The organism is Mycobacterium sp. NGS27 (assembly GCF_059813005.1).
On the sequence record NZ_JCALDT010000001.1, the window covers coordinates 695,235 to 714,752 of the forward strand.

The window sequence follows — 19,518 nt, forward strand, 5'->3', positions numbered from 1 at the left end:
CGCATCGATTTCGGGCGACACAGAGGAGCTACATGACCACCGGCCAGCCGGCGCCCCAAACCCCCGGCAATCGTCCCAGCCAGCGCGTCTTGGTGATCATCCCTACCTACAACGAGCTGGAGAACCTCCCGGTCATCCACCGGCGGCTCAAGGACGCTTGCCCGCACGTGCACCTGCTCGTCGTGGACGACAGCAGCCCCGACGGCACCGGCCGGCTCGCCGACGAGCTTGCGGTGGCCGACGCCGGCCGCACGCACGTCATGCACCGCACCGCCAAGGACGGCCTGGGCGCGGCGTACCTGGCCGGTTTCGCGTGGGGGTTGAGCCGTGACTACTCGGTGCTGGTCGAAATGGACGCCGACGGCAGCCACGCGCCCGAACAGCTGAACCGCCTCCTGGACGCCGTGGACGCCGGGGCCGATCTGGCCATCGGGTCGCGCTACGTCGAGGGCGGCACGGTTCGCAACTGGCCGAAGCGGCGCTGGGCCCTGTCCTGGACGGCCAACACCTACGCCCGGCTGGCGCTGGGCATCGGTGTGCACGACATCACCGCCGGCTACCGCGCGTATCGCCGCGAAGTGCTCGAAGCGATCGATCTCGCCGGGGTGGATTCCAAGGGCTACTGCTTCCAGATCGATCTGACCTGGCGCACGATCTGCAACGGGTTCACCATCGCCGAGGTGCCCATCACCTTCACAGAGCGCGAACTCGGCGTGTCCAAGATGAGCGGATCCAACATCCGCGAGGCCCTGGTCAAGGTCACCCGCTGGGGTATCCAGGGCCGGCGGTCGGGTGCCAGGGCCACCAGGGCCGACAACCGCACCTAGGTGCGGCCGCCCCGGCTCGGTCCGCGGGTCAGCCCCGCCGGCGGGTCTTGATGATCTCGAGGCGCTCCTTGAGCAGCTCCTCGAGCTCCTCGACCGAGCGGCGCTCCAGCAACATGTCCCAGTGCGTGCGCGGCGGCTTCACCTTCTTCGGCTCGGGCAGGTCGCCCTCGATCAGGGTGCCTTCCAGTCCGTTGCGGCACAGCCAGGTGCCAGGAATCTCGGCGTCGTCGGCGAAGGGGACCTCGAACTCCTCGCCGTTCTCCGTCCGGTACTTCGCGAGCTGGCGCGGCGCAAGGTCGTGGTTGCGGTCCGTCTCGTAGCTCACGGCTCCGAGGCGACTGCCTCTCAGTACACGATCAGCCATGGCTGCTACTCCTTCAGGTCTTCTCGGAGCTCCGCGGCTCCTAAGTCTTCATTGAGAATAAGTCTTCACTGAGCAAACGCTGCGGCCGTCTGCGCAGTTCCCCGGCCGGAGCCGGCGTACGCGACGCGACCATCAATGATACCGGGATCACCGAGAAAACCCGACTAAAGTCGGCAAGCGTGAGCCGCCGTACCCACCCGCAGCCCTGTCGCTGGTGCGGCCGAGACGTCACCGATGCGGGGATGGGGCGCCGCCGCCAGTACTGCCGGCAGTCGTGCCGGCAACGCGCTTACGAACAGCGGGCCTCGCTGAACCGCCACGGCGCGACAGCGGTGGCCGACGACGCGGTGGTGCTGTCGGCCGAGGATGCCGCAGACCTGTCGGATCGCGTCTACCAGGTGCGGTGCGCGGCCGAGGACGTCGCCACGGCGGTCGAGGAAGGCGCCGGGGCCACCGAGCTACGCCAGTTATGTGATGCGCTGATCCAAGCCGCCCGGGCCGCCGACGGATGGCGCCGAGCGGGTGTGTGACCGCGTCGTTCGCTTCTCGCCGGCGGCCTCGAGGCTGCGCGACATGTGCCTGACCACCGGCTATGGTCAGCCGGGTACAGTCGCGCCATGGACGTCGGGCCATGTCTACAGCGCACCGCGGTCCAGCGGACACACCGGGCACCCGGAGTGACACTTTCTTTGCGCGGCGCGGCGCACCTGTCCAGGCCGGTCCTCCCGTAGTAGGCGGGAGCAGCGGACGTTTTGAAATTCGGTCGGAGTTGGACATACTCACCAGCAATATTCTTGGGTCGGAGAGCAGCACGGCGCTGGTCGAACGGGAAACGGCGTCGCCTCGTGCAGCAAATTTCCGTCACTCGGCGAAAACCGCATCCGGCGGTGAAAGACGGCCGCATGTCGTTAGGTGAGGGTTAGGCGAGGTTTGTGATGGTTGATCAACTCCAGCACGCGACCGAAGCGCTCCGTAAAGCGCTGGTCCAGGTTGAGCGCCTGAAGCGCACCAACCGTGCGCTGCTGGAGCGGTCCAACGAGCCGATCGCGATCGTCGGTATGTCGTGCCGCTTCCCGGGTGGCGTGGACAGCCCGGAGGCGCTGTGGCAGATGGTGGCCGACGGCCGCGATGTGATCTCGGAGTTTCCCACCGACCGTGGCTGGGACGTCGCCAGCCTGTACGACCCCGACCCCGACGCGCGGCACAAGTGCTACGTGAACACCGGGGGCTTCGTCGACGGCGTGGCGGACTTCGACCCGGCCTTCTTCGGCATCGCGCCGAGCGAGGCGCTGGCGATGGATCCGCAGCATCGAATGCTGCTCGAGCTGTCGTGGGAAGCGTTGGAGCGGGCCGGGATTGACCCCAGCGGGTTGCGCGGCAGCGCCACCGGCGTGTTCGCCGGGCTCATCGTTCAGGGTTACGGCATGCTCGCCGAGGAGATCGAGGGCTACCGGTTGACGGGGATGACCTCCAGCGTCGCCTCGGGGCGGGTGTCCTACGTGCTGGGGCTGGAGGGCCCGGCCGTTTCGGTGGACACGGCCTGTTCGTCGTCGCTGGTGGCCTTGCACATGGCCGTGCAGTCGCTGCGCTCGGGGGAGTGCGACCTTGCCCTGGCCGGCGGCGCGACGGTGAACGCCACGCCGACGGTCTTCGTCGAGTTCAGCCGGCACCGCGGATTGGCGCCGGACGGACGATGCAAGGCCTACGCGGGCGCGGCCGACGGCGTCGGCTGGTCCGAGGGCGGCGCCATGCTGGTGGTGGAGCGCTTGTCGGACGCGCAGCGGCTGGGGCATCCGGTGTTGGCCGTGGTGCGCGGCTCGGCGGTCAATCAGGACGGCGCCTCCAACGGGCTGACCGCGCCCAACGGTCCCTCGCAACAGCGGGTGGTGCGTGCGGCGCTGGCCAACGCCGGGCTGTCCCCTGCCGACGTGGACGTCGTCGAGGGCCACGGCACCGGAACCACATTGGGCGACCCCATCGAGGCGCAGGCCCTGCTGGCCACCTACGGGCAGGATCGCAGCGAGCCGCTGTGGCTGGGGTCGATCAAGTCGAACATGGGTCACACGCAGGCCGCCGCCGGGGCGGCCGGCGTCATCAAGATGGTGCAGGCGATGCGCCACGAGACGTTGCCGGCGACGCTGCACGTGGACGCTCCGAGTCCGCACGTCGACTGGTCGGCGGGCTCGGTGTCGTTGCTGACCGACGCGCAGGCCTGGCCCGGCGACCGTCCGCGTCGGGCGGGCGTGTCGTCCTTCGGCATCAGCGGCACCAACGCGCACGTCATCGTCGAAGCCGCTCCCGCCGAGCCTGCGCGTGCGGCCGGACCGGTGCGGGCGGTGGTTCCGTGGGCGGTGTCGGCGAAATCGCCGTCGGCGTTGGCGGCGCAGGCGGCGCGGTTGGCCGAATACGTTCGCGCGCACAGTGATCTCGACATCGCCGATGTCGGGTGGTCGTTGGCGGGCCGCGCGACGTTTGAGCACCGGGCGGTCGTCGTCGGCGATGACCGCGACCGGCTGCTGGCCGGGTTGGACGAGTTGGCCAACGACGATCCCACCGGATCGGTCATCCGGGGCATCGCGACGCCAACGGGCAAAACCGTGTTCGTCTTCCCCGGCCAGGGCTCCCAATGGCTGGGCATGGCCATCGAATTGCTGGACACCGCACCGGTATTCGCGCAACAGATCCGGGACTGCGAAGACGCCTTCGCCGAGTTCGTCGAGTGGTCGCTGATCGATGTGTTGCGCGGCGCACCCGATGCGCCGGGACTGGACCGGGTCGATGTCGTGCAGCCGGTGCTCTTCGCCGTGATGGTGTCACTGGCCGAGCTGTGGAAGTCGGTCGGGGTGAACCCGGATGCGGTGATCGGCCATTCGCAGGGTGAAATCGCCGCCGCTTACGTCGCCGGCGCGCTGTCGTTACACGACGCGGCCCGGGTGGTCACACTGCGCAGCAAGCTGCTGACGGCGCTGGCCGGCCCCGGCGGGATGCTGTCCATCGCCTGCAGCACCGAACGGGCCCGGGAGTTGTTGGCGCCCTACGGCAATCGAGCCGGCATCGCCGCGGTCAACGGCCGCTCGGCCGTCGTGGTGTCGGGCGAGGTGGCCGCGCTCGACGAGCTCGTCGGCTTCTGCGCCGACCTCGAGCTGCGGACCCGGCGGATCGACGTGGACTACGCCTCGCACTCGGTCGAGGTCGAGGCGATCCGCGCGGATCTCGCGGAGGTGCTGTCCGGCATCGAGCCGCGCTCCTCGCGCATTGCGTTCTTCTCCACGGTGACCGGAACCCGTTTGGACACAGCCGGATTGGACGCCGACTACTGGTATCGCAACATCCGGCAGACCGTGCAGTTCGACCAGGCGGTGCGCAGCGCCTGCGAGCACGGGTACCGGACCTTCATCGAATCCAGTCCGCACCCGGCGCTGGTCGCCGGCATCGAGGACACCGCCAGCGACAGCCTGCCGGGCGACACCGAGGCCGCTGACGTCACAGTCATCCCCACCCTGGGCCGCGACGACGGCGGACTCGACAGATTTCTGACGTCGGCCGCAACCGCGTTCGTCGCCGGGGCGAGCGTGCGCTGGCGCGGTGCGCTGGACGGCGCCGGCTTCGTCGAGTTGCCGACGTATGCCTTTGACCGGCGCCGGTTTTGGCTGTCCGGGGAGGGCATCGCGGCGGACGCCTCGGGACTGGGCCTGGGCACCAGCGAGCACCCGCTGCTGAGCGCGGTCGTCGAGCTCCCGGCTTCGGGCGGGGTGGTGCTGACCGGCCGCCTGTCGCCGAGCCTGCAGGGCTGGCTGACCGATCACGCCGTGTCCGGCACGGCCGTGTTCCCCGGATCCGGCTTCGTGGAGCTGGCGATCCGCGCCGGCGACGAGGTCGGTTGCTCGACGGTCGACGAACTGACGCTGCAGGCGCCGTTGATGTTGCCGGCCAAGGATTCCGGGTCGGCGTGGGTCGCCGTGCAAGTGGTGGTCGGCTCCGCCGAAGACTCCGGCCAACGCCCGGTGTCGATATTCTCGCGCCCCGACACCGGTTCCGGCTGGGTGTGCCACGCCGAAGGAACGTTGAGTCCCGGCCCGGTCGAGCCGGGAGCGGATCTGTCCGCCTGGCCGCCGGCGGGAGCCGTCAAGGTCGACGCGGCCGACGGCTACGAGCAGTTGGCGGCACGAGGCTACGGCTACGGCCCGGCGTTCCAGGGCCTGACCGCGGCGTGGGTGCGCGACGACGAGGTGTTCGCCGAGGTGCGGCTGCCCGACGCCGCCGGCGGCGTCAACGGTTTCGGGGTGCACCCGGCCTTGCTGGATGCGGCCATGCACGCGCTGATCGTCAGCCAGCACGTCGCCGGCCAGCCCGACGAGGTCGTGTTGCCGTTCTCGTGGCAGGGCGTGTCGTTGCACGCGGCGGGCGCGTCGGCGGTACGTGTGCGCATCGCGCCGGCATCGACGTCGGCGGGCGCCGCGGCGTCCAGGGCGGTGTCGATCGAGCTGGCCGACGGACTCGGGTTGCCGGTGCTGTCGGTGCGCGCGATGGTGGCGCGCCCGGTGAGCGAGCGGCAGCTGCGCGCGGCGATGTCGGCTTCGGGTCCCGACCGGCTGTTCGAGGTGGTCTGGTCACCCGTTACGGCGACGGCCGGTGATGCCGAGCCGCCGGTACACGAGGTCTTCGAATCCATTGCGGCCGGCGAAGATCCGGTGTCTGGAACCTACGAGCGGACGCATCGTGCGCTGGCGGCCGTGCAGGCGTGGCTCACCGAACACGACTCCGGGGTGCTGATCGTCGCGACCCGCGGCGCGATGGGGTTGGCGGGGGAGGACGTCCCCGATCTGGCCGGCGCGGCGGTATGGGGGCTGGTGCGGTCGGCGCAGACCGAGCACCCCGGCCGCATAGTCCTGGTGGATTCCGATGCGGCGCTTGACGATAGCGCGATCGCGACCGTTCTGGCGGTCGGCGAGCCCGCGGTGTTGCTGCGCGGCGGCACGGCCTACATCGCGCGGGTGCACGGCAGCCGCGCCGTCGACGGCATCATGACGCCTCCGGCGGACGGTCCATGGCGGCTCGGCATCAGCAGTGCGGGCACCTTCGAAAACCTGCAACTGGAGCCGGTTCCCAACGCCGGTGCCGCCCTGGAACCGGGGCAGGTTCGGGTGGCGCTGCGCGCCATCGCCACCAACTTCCGCGACGTCATGATCACCCTGGGCATGTTCACCCACGACGCCCTGCTCGGTGGTGAAGGCGCGGGCGTGGTGGTCGAAGTCGGGCCGGGGGTCACCGAGTTCGCGGTCGGCGATTCGGTGTACGGCTTCTTCCCCGACGGCAGCGGCACGCTGGTGCCCGGCGACGTCCGCCTGCTGCAGCGCAAGCCCGCCGACTGGTCTTATGCCGAAGCGGCCGGCATTTCAGCGGTTTTCACCACCGCCTACATGGCATTCATCCACCTGGCCGACGTCAAGCCCGGGCAGCGGGTGCTGGTGCACGCCGCCGCCGGCGGTGTGGGCATGGCCGCGGTGCAGCTGGGCAGGCACCTGGGCCTGGAGGTGTTCGCGACCGCGAGCCGCGGCAAGTGGGACACGTTGCGGGCCATGGGCTTCGACGATGATCACATCTCGGACTCGCGCAGCCTGGAGTTCGAGGAGAAGTTCCGCTCGGCCACCGGCGGCCGGGGCATGGATGTGGTGCTGGACTCGCTGGCCGGCGAATTCGTCGACGCCTCACTGCGGCTCGTCGCCCCCGGCGGCGTGTTCCTGGAGATGGGTAAGACCGACATCCGCGACCCGGGCGTGGTGGCCCAGGAGTACCCGGGTGTCCGCTACCGCGCCTTCGACCTGTTCGAGCCGGGCCGTCCGCGGATGCATCAGTGGATGCAGGAGCTCGCCGGCCTGTTCGACGCCGGCGTACTGGAACCGTTGCCCGTCACCACCTTTGACGTGCGGCGCGCGCGCACCGCGCTGCGGTATCTGAGCCAGGCGAAGCACATCGGCAAGGTCGTCATGACTTTGCCTTCCGCCCTGGCCTCGGGCACGGTGCTGATCACCGGTGGGACGGGCATGGCGGGGTCCACGCTGGCCCGTCACCTGGTGGCGCACCACGGTGTCGAGGACTTGGTGTTGCTGAGCCGGCGCGGTCCGGACGCACCCGGGTCCGCCGAGTTGATGGCCGAGTTGCAAACCGCGGGTGCCCGGGCGCGCGTGGTGGCGTGCGACGCGGCCGACCGGGCAGCACTGGCGCAGGTGATCGACGACATTGCGGCGCAGCGGCCGCTGTCGGGCGTGATCCACGCGACGGGCGTGCTGGACGACGCGATGGTCACCTCGCTGACGCCCGAGCGTGTCGACGCCGTGTTGCGGGCCAAGGTGGACGCCGCGTGGAACCTGCACGAGTTGACCCGCGAGATGAATCTGTCCGCCTTCGTGATGTTTTCGTCGATGGCCGGGCTGGTCGGCTCGTCGGGCCAGGGCAACTACGGGGCGGCGAACTCGTTCCTGGACGGGCTGGCCGCGCACCGACGATCGCACTGCTTGCCGGCGATCTCACTGGCCTGGGGGCTGTGGGACCAGGCCAGCGCCATGACCGGCGGGCTGGACGCCGCCGACCTGGCCCGGCTGGGCCGCGACGGGATCTTGGCGCTGTCCTCCGACGAGGCGATGGAACTCTTCGACACCGCGCTGATCATCGACCAACCATTCCTGGCGCCCGCCCGCATCGATCTCGGCGCCCTGCGCGCGCACGCGGTCGCGGTGCCACCGATGTTCACCGACCTGGTCAACGCCCCGACACGCCGCCGGGTCGACGATTCGCTGGCGGCGGCGAAATCGAAATCGGCGCTCGCGCATCGCCTGGAGGGGCTGTCGGAACCCGAGCAGCACGCCGTGCTCCTGGATCTGGTGCGTTCGCACATCGCCACGGTGCTGGGGAACGCGACCGCCGAGGCCATCGACCCGGACAAGGCGTTCCAGGAGTTGGGCTTCGACTCGCTGACCGCGGTCGAGATGCGCAACCGGCTCAAAACCGCTACCGGACTGGCGCTTTCGCCCACCCTGATCTTCGACTACCCGACGCCCAACGGCCTGGCCGGCTACATTCGCACCCAGCTCGCCGGAGTGCCGCAAGAGATCAAGCACGCTCCGGTCGCTCGCGCCACCGACGACGATCCGATCGTGATCGTCGGCATGGCGTGCCGCTATCCGGGCGGGGTGAATTCCCCCGACGACCTGTGGGAGATGCTGACCGAGGGCCGCGACGTGCTCTCCGAGTTCCCGACCGATCGCGGCTGGGACCTGGCCGGTGTCTACAACCCGGACCCCGATGTGCCTGGCACCTGCTACACCCGCACCGGCGGCTTCGTGGACGGTGTGGCAGATTTCGACCCGGCCTTCTTCGGCATCGCGCCCAGCGAGGCGCTGTCCATGGACCCCCAGCAGCGCATGTTCCTCGAGCTGTCCTGGGAAGCGTTGGAGCGGGCGGGAATTGAGCCCGGCAAGTTGCGCGGCAGCGCCACCGGCATGTTCGCCGGGGTGTACACGCAGGGCTACGGCATGGGCGCGGCGCCGACCGCGGAGGGCTTCCGGCTGACCGGACAGTCGTCGAGTGTGGCCTCGGGCCGGGTGTCCTACGTGCTGGGGCTGGAGGGCCCGGCGGTGTCGGTGGACACGGCGTGTTCGTCGTCGCTGGTGGCGTTGCACATGGCCGTGCAGTCGCTGCGGTCGGGGGAGTGCGACCTGGCCCTCGCCGGCGGCGTCACCGTGAACGCCACGCCAGACATCTTCGTGGAGTTCAGCCGCATGCGCGGGCTGTCCGAGGACGGCCGGTGCAAGGCGTACGCCGGCGCGGCCGATGGCACCGGATTCTCCGAGGGCGGCGGCATGCTGGTGGTGGAGCGCCTGTCGGACGCGCAGCGGCTGGGGCATCCGGTGTTGGCCGTGGTGCGCGGCTCGGCGGTCAATCAGGACGGCGCCTCCAACGGGCTGACCGCGCCCAACGGTCCCTCCCAGCAGCGGGTGGTGCGGGCCGCATTGGCCAGCGCCGGATTGACGGCGTCGGAGGTGGACGTCGTCGAGGGCCACGGCACCGGAACCACATTGGGCGACCCGATCGAGGCGCAGGCCCTGCTGGCCACCTACGGGCAGGATCGCAGCGAGCCGCTGTGGTTGGGGTCGATCAAGTCGAACATGGGTCACACGCAGGCCGCCGCCGGGGTGGCCGGCGTGATCAAGATGGTCCTGGCGATGCGCCACGAGATGTTGCCCGCGACACTGCATGTCGACGAGCCCAGTCCGCACGTCGACTGGTCGGCGGGCTCGGTGTCGTTGCTCACCGAGGCGCGGGCCTGGCCCGGCGACCGTCCGCGTCGGGCGGGCGTGTCGTCGTTCGGCATCAGCGGCACCAACGCACACGTCATCGTCGAGGCGCTGCCGGCCGAGGCGCCGCGCATCGTGGATGGTCCGAAGGCCCCCGTGGTGCCGTGGCCGGTCTCGGCGAAATCGCTGTCGGCGTTGAACTCTCAGGCCGCGCGGCTGGCGGCCCACCTGCGCGCCCACCCGGACCTGGACATCGCCGACGTGGGATGGTCGCTGGCGGGCCGGTCGGCCTTCGAACAGCGGGCCGTCGTCGTCGGCAGCGACCGCGACCGGCTGTTGGCCGGGTTGGACGAGCTAGCCGGTGACGACCTGGGCGGCTCGGTCATTCGCGGCGCGGTGACCGCCGGCAAGACGGTCTTCGTGTTCCCGGGCCAGGGCTCCCAGATATTGGGCATGGGAATGGGATTGCACGCCGGCTACCCGGTGTTCGCCGAGGCGTTCAACACCGTCGTCGCCGAACTGGACCGGCACCTGCTTCGTCCGCTGCGCGAGGTGATGTGGGGGCACGACGAAAACCTGTTGAACAACACCGAATTCGCCCAACCGACGCTGTTCGCGGTGGAAGTCGCGCTGTTCCGGCTGCTCGAATCCTGGGGCGTGCGGCCCGACTTCGTCATGGGCCACTCGATCGGGGAGTTGGCGGCCGCCCACGTCGCCGGTGTGCTGTCCCTGGAGAACGCCGCGGTGCTGGTGGCGGCCCGCGGTCGATTCATGCAGGCGCTGCCCGAGGGCGGCGCGATGGTCGCGGTCCAGGCCACCGAAGAACAGGTGCGGCCGTTGCTGGCGCCCTCCGAGCAGGCCGGCGTGGACATCGCCGCGGTCAATGCGCCGACGTCGGTGGTGATTTCGGGTGCACGAGAAGCAGTGGCCGCGGTGGCCGATCAGCTCCGCGCCGACGGCCACCGCGTGCATCAGCTTTCCGTGTCGCACGCCTTCCACTCCCCGTTGATGGATCCGATGATCGACGAATTCGGCACCGTCGCCGCCGGACTGGCCGTCGGCAAGCCCAGCATTCCGATCGTGTCCAACGTGACCGGACAGCTGGCCGGAGCTGACTTCGCCTCGGCGGCGTACTGGAAGCGCCACGTACGAGAGGCGGTGCGATTCGCCGACAGCGTGCGTTTCGTGCACTCGGCCGGCGGCAACCGCTTCCTCGAAGTCGGCCCGGGCAGCGGCCTGACCGCATCGATCGAAGAAACACTGGCTTCCGATCCGACGGCGGCCCCGGTGACCACCATGTCCGCGCTGCGCAAGGACCGCCCCGAGCCGCTCGCCTTGCTCAGCGCCGTCGCGCAGGGATACGTCGCCGGGATGGAAGTGGACTGGCGCGGTGCCCTCGGCGACGCGGGCCTGGTCGAGTTGCCGACGTATGCCTTTGACCGGCGGCGCTTTTGGCTCGCCGCCGACGGCGCCCCGGCGGACGCCGCGGGACTAGGCCTGGCCGCCGGTGAACACGCCCTGTTAGGCGCGGTGGTGGAATTGCCGGCCACCGGCGGAGTGGTGCTGACCGGCCGGTTGTCGCCCGCCAGCCAGGGCTGGTTGACGGACCACGCCGTCGGGGGTGTGGTGCTGTTCCCCGGCGCGGGATTCGTCGAGTTGGCGATTCGCGCGGGCGACGAGGTGGGCTGCGGAGTCGTCGACGAACTGAATCTGGCGGCGCCGCTGGTGTTGTCGGCCGGTGGGTCGGTCGCCATCCAGGTTGTGGTCGGCGGTCCCGACGATTCGGGTGGCCGTGCGGTGTCGGTGTTTTCGCGGGCCGAAGCGGGCTCGGGCTGGTCGCTGCATGCCGAAGGTGTGCTGCGGGCGGGATCGGTGCAGCCGAGCGCGGATCTGTCGGCATGGCCGCCGGTGGGTGCGGTCCCGGTGGACGTGGGCGACGGTTACGAGCATTTGGCGCAGCGCGGTTACGGCTACGGCCCCGCGTTCCGCGGCCTGACGTCGATGTGGCGCCGCGGCGACGAAGTTTTCGCCGAGGTGTCGTTGCCCACCGACGCCGGGGTATCGCCGGCCGGGTTCGGCGTCCACCCGGCGATGCTCGACGCGGCACTGCACGCGGTCATGCTGTCCTCCGACCGCGAGGAACTGCCCGAAGGCTCGATGCTGGTGCCGTTCTCCTGGCAGCAGGTGTCGTTGCACGCCGCGGGGGCGGTCGCGGTGCGCGCGCGGATCGTGCCGGTCGGCTCGTCCGCGGTGTCCATCGAATTGGCCGACGGGCTGGGGTTGCCGGTGCTCTCGGTGGCATCGATGGTGGCGCGCCCGGTGACCGACAAGCAGCTGCTGGCCGCGGTGTCGAATTCGGGACCGGACCGGCTCTTCGAGGTCGTCTGGTCGGCGCAGCCGCCGGCGGCGGTGCAGCCCGTCTCGCTATCCGCCTGGGGCGCACCGGAATTGAACGACGCCGAGGCCGACCGGCCGGCGGTGCTGTTCGAATCGCAGCCGGTGGCCGGCGACGTGATCACCGAGGTGTATGCGGCGACGCGGGCGGTGCTGCCCGTGCTGCAGTCGTGGTTGTCCCGCGACGGCGCCGGGACCCTGGTGGTGGCGACCCGGGGCGCGATGACGCTGCCGGGCGAGGACGTCACCGATTTGGCCGGTGCGGCGGTCTGGGGGCTGGTGCGGTCGGCGCAGACCGAGCATCCCGGACGAATCGTGCTCGTCGACGCGGATGAGCCCCTGGAATCCGAGGCGGTGGCTGCGGTTCTGGCGCTCAGCGAGCCGCAGGCGATAGTGCGCAAGGGAACGGTCTACACCGCGCGAGTCCTCGGTAGCCGCGCCGTCGGTTCTCTGTTGCTGCCACCCGACGAGGGACCATGGCGACTCGGCATGAGCAGCTACGGGACGATCGAGAATCTGCGCGTAGAGCGGATTCCCGACGCCGACGCGCCGTTGGGTCCCGGCCAGGTGCGGGTCGAGCTGTCGGCCATCGCGGCCAATTTCCGGGACGTCATGATCGCGTTGGGCCTCTATCCCGACCCCGAGGCGATCATGGGCATCGAGGCCGCAGGCGTGGTCGTCGAAACTGGCCCCGAAACCGCCTCGCGCGATGGGCGTTTCGAGGTCGGCGACCGAGTGATGGGGCTGTTCCCGGACGGCACCGGAACCGTCGCCAAGACCGACGAGCGCCTGCTCGTCAAGGTGCCGGCCGGCTGGTCACATACCGCAGCCGCGACGGCGTCGGTCGTGTTCGCGACGGCAAACTACGCGCTGGTGGACCTGGCCGGCGCCAAGCCGGGTCAGCGCGTGCTGGTGCACGCGGCGGCCGGTGGGGTCGGGATGGCCGCGGTCCAGTTGGCCCGCCACATCGGCCTGGAAGTGTTCGCGACCGCCAGCCGCGGCAAGTGGGACACCCTGCGGGACATGGGCTTTGACGACGATCACATCGCCGACTCGCGCAGCCTCGACTTCGAGGAGAAGTTTCGGGCGGTCACCGGCGGGCGCGGCGTGGACATCGTCCTGGACTCGCTGTCCGGCGATTTCGTCGACGCTTCATTGCGCCTCATGACACCCGGGGGAGTCTTCCTGGAGATGGGCAAGACCGACATCCGCGACCCCGAGGTGGTCGCACGGGACCACTCGGGTGTGCGCTACCGCGCCTTCGATCTCTTCGAAGCCGGTCCGGACCGCATCGCGCAGATGCTCGACGAGCTGGCCGGCATGTTCGGCGAAGACGTGTTGCGGCCGTTGCCGGTCACCAGGTTCGACGTGCGACGCGCACCCGCCGCGCTGCGCTACCTGAGCCAGGCCCGCCACGTCGGCAAGATCGTGATGACCATGCCCGGCGCGTGGACGGCCGGCACGGTGCTGATCACCGGTGCCACCGGCATGGCGGGCTCGGCGGTCGCCCGACACGTGGTGACCCGCCACGGCGCACGCAACCTGGTGCTGGTCAGCCGCCGCGGCCTGGACGCACCGGGCGCGGCCGAGCTGGTCGCCGAGCTGAGCGCGGCCGGTGCAACCGTGGAGGCGGTGGCCTGCGATGCCGCCGATCGCGAGGCCCTGGCCAAGGTGATCGCCGAAATCCCGATGCAGCGCCCGCTGACCGGGGTGATTCACGCCGCCGGGGTCTTGCACGACGCGGTGGTGACGTCCTTGACCCCCGACCGGATCGAATCCGTGTTGCGGTCCAAGGTCGACGCGGCGTGGAACCTGCACGAATTGACCCGCGATCTGGACGTGTCGGCGTTCGTGATGTTCTCGTCGATCGCCGGGCTCGCGGGTGCGTCGGGTCAGGCCAACTACGCGGCCGGCAACTCGTTCCTGGATGGTTTGGCCGCGCACCGACGGGCGCATGGGCTGCCGGCGATTTCGCTGGGCTGGGGACTGTGGGATCAGGCTAGCGCCATGACCGGTGGATTGGGCGCCGCCGACCGTGCCCGGTTCGGCCGGGACGGGATCGTCGCAATGTCCTCGGACCAGGCGCTGGAACTGATGGACACCGCGCTGATCGTCGACGAGCCGTTCATGCTGCCCGCCCACATCGACCTCGCCGCATTGCGGGTGAAGTTCGACGCGGGCACGTTGCCGCCGATGTTCGTCGATCTGATCAATGCGCCGACGCGGCGTCAGGTCGATGACTCACTGGCCGCTGCTAAGTCGAAATCTGCTCTGCTGCAACGCCTCGAAGGGCTGCCCGAGGACGAGCAGCAGGCGGTCTTGCTGGACTTGGTGCGAGCGAACATCGCCACCGTGCTGGGCAGCTCCAGCCCGGAGGCGATCCATCCGGATCGGGCGTTCCAGGAGCTCGGGTTCGACTCGCTGACGGCCGTCGAGATGCGCAACCGGCTCAAAGCCGCGACTGGGCTGGCCCTTTCGCCGACGCTGATCTTCGACTACCCGAACTCCGCCGCGCTGGCCGGCTACATGTATCGCGAATTGGTCGGATCGTCGGACCAGCCCGCGGCGGCAGCCGCACCGGGCGAAGCCGAGATACAACGCGTCGTCGGATCCATCCCCGTCAAGCGCCTTCGCCAGGCCGGCGTGCTGGAGTTGCTGCTGGCCTTGGCCAACGAATCGTCCAGCGAGAACGCGCCGTCCGCGGTATCCACGGAGAAGGACATCGCCGACATGGACCTCGACGACCTGGTCAACGCCGCGCTGCTGGACGACGACGAATAGCCATGAGCCGCGCCGTCGACGATGCAGAGCGCAGCGATGAGGAGGAGCGGCGCAATTGAGTGAGGGCGTTTTGTGAGAATCGCGGTCACCGGGGCCAGCGGAGTACTCGGCCGCGGCCTCGCCACGCGGCTGCTCAGCCAGGGCCACGATGTCGCGGGGATCGCCCGACATCGTCCCGAAAGCTGGCCGAGCGCAGCGAATTTCGTCGCGGCCGACATCCGTGACGCCGGCGCTGTCCGACGCGCCGTGGCCGGCGCGGATGTGGTCGCGCACTGCGCGTGGGCGAATGGTTCCGGGTACGACGACCAGGTCAATATCGGCGGCACCCGCAACGTGCTCGACGCGATGGCCGAGACCGGCTCCAGGAGAATCGTTTTCGCGTCGTCGGCCCATGTGTACGGTGGGATGGACGCGCCGAGGGCCGAACACGAGGTACCGACTCCGGCCAGTGCCGAAGGCCGGTTCAAAGCCAGGGCCGAACAGCTGCTTGCGGAATCGGGTGCGGAATGGGTAGCGATCCGTTCGGCGCTGATTTTGGGACGAAGCGTCGATAATTGGGTGCGCCGCGCACTGGCATTGCCGGTGTTCCCCGGCGGGTCGGGAGATGGCCACATCCAAGTCGTCCACCTCGACGACGCGCTTGGGCTGTTCAACCGCGCCATCGTGGAGGCCGAAATCGCCGGCGGCCCGGTGAATCTCGCCGCGCCGGGCGAACTGACCTTCCGGCAAATCGCCGCTGCGCTGCGCCGCCCACTCGTGCGCCTGGGCCCCGAGCCGGCGGAGCTGCGCCTGGTGCGGGGGGCTGCGCTGATGGACACCTCGCGGCTGCAAGAAGAATGGGCTTTCCGGCCGGCGTGGGAATCCGGCGAATGTGTCCAGGATTTCGCGCTGGCGGTGCGTGGCCGGGTGACCGTGGGCAAACGGGTGGTATCGCTGCCGTGGCGGCTGGCCAACATCCAAGATCTACCTTCGGTCGACGCGCCGAGCGACGATGGCGTCAAGCCCGTTTGGGCAGGCGCGGCGGGGGATAACGGGGAATTCGACACGCCGCTCGATCCGCGTTTTCCCACCTTCCTGGCCACGAATCTGTCCGAGGCGCTGCCCGGTCCCTTTTCGCCGGCGTCGGCATCGGCGACGGTTCGCGGGCTGCGGGCCAGCGCCGTGTGCGTCGCCGAGCGGCTGCGGCCCGGCGGCACGATCCAGCGCGAGATCGCGATGCGCATGGTCGCGGTGTTCGCCCACCGGCTGTACGGCGCGATCACGACCGCGCACTTCATGGCCGAGACGGTGCCGTTCGTGAAACCCACAACGGTGGTGAGCAACAGCGGTTTCTTCGGCCCCAGCATGGCCGCCCTGCCGATCTTCGGTGAGGATCATCCGCATTCGGACACCGGCCGGATTCGCAAGCAGCTGCGGACCGTCCGCAACATCGGGGTCTTCGGCGTCAACCTGATCGGCCTGTCGGCCGGCGCGCCGTTGGACACCCGCGAGTTCGTCGCCGACGTGGATCGCCTGGAACGCTTGACCGACGGCGACCTCGCCGCGCTCGACGATCGTCGGTTGTTGAGTCTGATCTCGCTGGCCCGCGACCAGGTGGTGCACGGGTGGGTGCTGGCGGCGGGCTCGTTCCTGCTGTGCGCGGCGTTCAACGTGCTGCTGCGTGGGTTGTGCGGGCGAGACATCGCCGCGCCCGGTGGGCCGGAATTGGTCAGCGCGCGTTCGGTCGAGGCGATGCAGCGGTTGGTGGTTGCCGCCCAGCGCGATCCGAAGGTGATGGCGCTGCTGGCCGAACCGGGGGACCGGCTGGACAAGCTCGCCGTCGAGGCACCGGAATTCCATGCCGCGCTGCGCGACGAGCTGGCGCTCATCGGGCACCGCGGTCCGGCCGAGCTCGAGATGCGCTCCACCAGCTATGCCGACGATCCCGAGCTGCTGGTCCGGATGGTGACCAAAGCGATGAGCGCGCCACCGGCGCCGCAGGCCCGGCGGCCCCGGATTCCGTTGCACGCCAAGCCCATCGCGGCCATGGCTACCCAGCAACTTCGTGACCGCGAGGTCCGCCGCGACAAGGTGGTGCGGGCTAACTGGTTGCTACGCACGCTACTTCGCGAGTATGGGCGCAGGTCGGTCGAGGCGGGGATCTTTGCCGCCGCCGATGATGTCTTCTATCTGCTTGTCGATGAACTCGACGCGCTCCCTGCGGATGTGGGCGCGCTGGTGGCCCGGCGCCGGGCCGAACAACGCCGGCTGGTCGCGGTGGCGCCGCCGACGGTCTTCAGCGGAAGCTGGCAGCCCACCGCCAGCTCGTCGGACGCGCTGGCCAGCGGGGACACCCTGCGTGGTGTCGGCGTGTGCGGGGGGCGGGTGCGCGGCCGGGTACGGATCGTGCGGCCCGAGACGATCGACGACCTGCAACCCGGCGAGATCCTTGTCGCGGAGGTCACCGACGTCGGGTACACAGCGGCGTTCTGCTACGCCGCCGCCGTCGTGACCGAACTCGGCGGTCCGATGTCGCACGCCGCGGTGGTGGCCCGCGAATTCGGGTTTCCTTGTGTCGTCGACGTTCAGGGCGCGACCAAGGCGCTGAAGCAGGGAGCGATGGTGGAGGTCGACGGTGCCACCGGCGAGATCCGGGTGCTCGAGCTCGCCGCGGACGACGCGCTGAGTTAGCCGAACTCCATCTCCAGCGCGGCCGGCCCGCTCAAGCCCAGCATCGGCTTCCACCGCGCCGTCGCAACGCGACGCGGGTTGGTCATGCGCCGGGCGAGGACCTTGAGGGCTCCGGCGAGCTCCGTTCGGGCGAGGTTCGCGCCAGGCAATAGTGCGCGCCACCGCCGAACGTCAAGATGGGCGGCGGGTCCTCGCGGGTGATGTCGAACCGGTCCGGGTGCGCATAGACCTCTGGATCACAGTTTGCGGCAAAGGTATTCACCGAGATGAAGGTTCCCGCCGGAAAGCCGTAGCCGGCGAAGGTGACGTCGTCGAGGACGGTGCGCAGGGTGGTGCAGACCGCCGGCGAATGGCGCATGCATTCCTCGACGGCCGACATCGCGAGGCCGGGATTGTCGCGGAGCATCGTCAGTTGAGCGGGGTGATCACACAGGGCGTGCATGCACGCGGCCAGTTGATTGCGGGTGGTGTCGGTGCCGGCGGACAGGATGCTGAACGCCAGCATGCGCATCTCCGCGTTGCTCAGCCGGTCACCGTCGTCCTGGGCGCGGATCAGTTCGGAGATCAAGTCGTCGGTCAACCGGGTTCGCCGCTCGGCGATCATGTCGTCGATGTAGGCGTCGAACTCGTCCCACGCCCGCATCACGATGTGCTGCTCGTTCGCCAGGTCGGAGTCGAGCCGCACGATCTTGAAAATGTCCTCGGCCCAGAGGGAGAACTGCTCCCAGTCCTGGGAAGGCGCGCCCAGCAGCGCGCAGATGATCGGGATCGGGTAGGGCCGGGCGATGTCGGCGACGAAATCGCATCGTCCGGCGCCGACGACCCGGTCGATCAGCTCGTTGATCACCGCGTCGATGGTGTCTTCCATGCGCGCGGACGCCCGCGGCGTGAACGCCTTGGACACCAGACCGCGCAGCCTTCGATGTTCCTCGCCTTCCATGCCCAGGATGGTGCCGAGCACCCGGTCATACAGCGGGCCGGACGTTATCCCGCGGGCCGTCATGTGCATGCCGGGCGGGAAAACGAAACCGGGGGTCGCAAAGTATCCCGCGGGCGAGTTCGTAGCCGAGTACCTCGGGTCCCAGTGGCCCGATGGCGATCGGCGACCGCTTGCGCACCTCGTGAATCCGTGGGGCGACGTCGTGCACGGTGTCGGTGATGTCGTAGTCCAGCGTCGGGAGGTCGGCGTCGAAAACGCTTGGCATCGCCACGTTTACGGTCATGTCGTCTCCGGTCACGGAATGTTGGTCGCGAGTAATGTCAGCGGCAGGCCCAGGATCGACACGTCGTTTTCGTCGAGGTAGGTGCCCTCACCCTCCATGTGTTGGCGGAATCGTGTTGTCGCGCCGTAACGTTCGGCGACGGCGTCGCCGGCGGCGGCGTCCGGGACTCCGATGACCACGGTGAACACGCCGTCGCCGTGCCGCTCTAGGAACTCGGTCACCGAAGCGGCGACTTCGCCGGTGGATCCCGGAATCGGGCTGATCAGCTCGATGCCCCGGGTCCAGTCCAGGTGGATGTCGAGGCCGAGCTCGGCCAGCTGCAAGGGCTCGAAGACGAATCCGAGATCGCCGAACATCTGCGCCGCGGCGGCATGTCGTTCCGGCGCGACGGCGAACACTACGTGGTGGAGCGAGGGTTCTTCGGGCATCGGGGTCTTCCTATCGTGAATCGGCGCGTAGCACGCCGCGCGGCAGCAGCAGCGGCAGGTCGTTGTAGGTGACGATGCCGGGAGGGGCAGCGACGACGGCGGGTATCGCGGTGATCGCCGGCATCGCGGTGATGGTGAGCCCCAGCATGATGTAGTCGTCCAGCGTCTGGCCCGCAAAGTTCGGCGGCGGAAGGAAACTCAGCGTGGTTTTGATCGTCGGCTGCCCCTGCACCTCGATGGTGTAACCCATGTCCAACGGCCAGTCCGGATCCAGCGACTGACCCTTGCGCCAGCGTCCGCGGATCTCGATGACCTCCCGGCTTCAGCGCGAGCAGCATGTCAACGTCGTTGCTGGCCTTGATATCCAGCGGTTCGATCCCGCACAGCTCGCCGAAATCGCGCCCGGCCTTCTCCGGCGACCAGGCATAGCATCCGACCAGCTCCAGCGTCGGGTTCGCAACGATCGCTTTCACCGAGCTTTTGCCGACGTTACCCGTCGTCCACTGGACGACCCGATACGTCAAGGCGCCAAACCGA

General features: G+C 69.5%; 5 protein-coding genes and 3 pseudogenes. 4 read left to right on the forward strand and 4 right to left on the reverse strand.

Annotation, left to right across the window (positions count from 1 at the left end; translation table 11 throughout):
* Nucleotides 1-5: 5 nt before the first annotated feature.
* Nucleotides 6-827: pseudogene (locus AC5Y30_RS02985) on the forward strand (polyprenol monophosphomannose synthase); the annotation flags it as partial.
* A 28-nt stretch (nt 828-855) separates the two neighbouring features.
* On the opposite strand, the gene AC5Y30_RS02990 reads toward AC5Y30_RS02985, so the two are convergent.
* Nucleotides 856-1,191 (reverse strand): RNA polymerase-binding protein RbpA, encoded by a 336-nt coding sequence (locus AC5Y30_RS02990; protein ID WP_007770897.1) that lies wholly within the window; start codon nt 1,189-1,191, stop codon nt 856-858.
* Nucleotides 1,192-1,370: 179 nt separating this feature from the next.
* Here AC5Y30_RS02990 and AC5Y30_RS02995 point away from each other — a divergent pair, with 179 nt between their 5' ends.
* The 3 genes from AC5Y30_RS02995 to AC5Y30_RS03005 all read left to right on the forward strand — a co-directional run bounded on the left by AC5Y30_RS02995 (nt 1,371) and on the right by AC5Y30_RS03005 (nt 17,330).
* On the forward strand, nt 1,371-1,721 hold the full coding sequence (locus AC5Y30_RS02995) for a hypothetical protein (RefSeq protein ID WP_499916152.1): 351 nt from the start codon (nt 1,371-1,373) through the stop codon (nt 1,719-1,721).
* 405 nt (nt 1,722-2,126) lie between these two features.
* Complete coding sequence (locus AC5Y30_RS03000) at nt 2,127-14,660, forward strand: type I polyketide synthase (RefSeq protein ID WP_499916155.1); 12,534 nt, start codon at nt 2,127-2,129, stop codon at nt 14,658-14,660.
* Between the two features lie 72 nt (nt 14,661-14,732).
* Nucleotides 14,733-17,330, forward strand: a complete 2,598-nt coding sequence (locus AC5Y30_RS03005) for a sugar epimerase family protein (protein WP_499916156.1) — start codon at nt 14,733-14,735, stop codon at nt 17,328-17,330.
* Here the strand turns inward: AC5Y30_RS03005 and AC5Y30_RS03010 are convergent.
* From AC5Y30_RS03010 to AC5Y30_RS03020, 3 genes and pseudogenes are all read right to left on the reverse strand, one after another.
* Nucleotides 17,327-18,553: pseudogene (locus tag AC5Y30_RS03010) on the reverse strand (cytochrome P450). The gene AC5Y30_RS03005 and the pseudogene AC5Y30_RS03010 sit on opposite strands and share 4 nt — an antisense overlap.
* A gap of 11 nt (nt 18,554-18,564) precedes the next feature.
* Nucleotides 18,565-18,981 carry a hypothetical protein gene (locus tag AC5Y30_RS03015; protein ID WP_499916157.1) on the reverse strand — a complete coding sequence of 139 codons (417 nt, stop codon included), beginning with the start codon at nt 18,979-18,981 and terminating at the stop codon, nt 18,565-18,567.
* Nucleotides 18,982-18,991: 10 nt separating this feature from the next.
* Nucleotides 18,992-19,505, reverse strand: a pseudogene (locus tag AC5Y30_RS03020) (hypothetical protein).
* Nucleotides 19,506-19,518 lie beyond the last annotated feature (13 nt).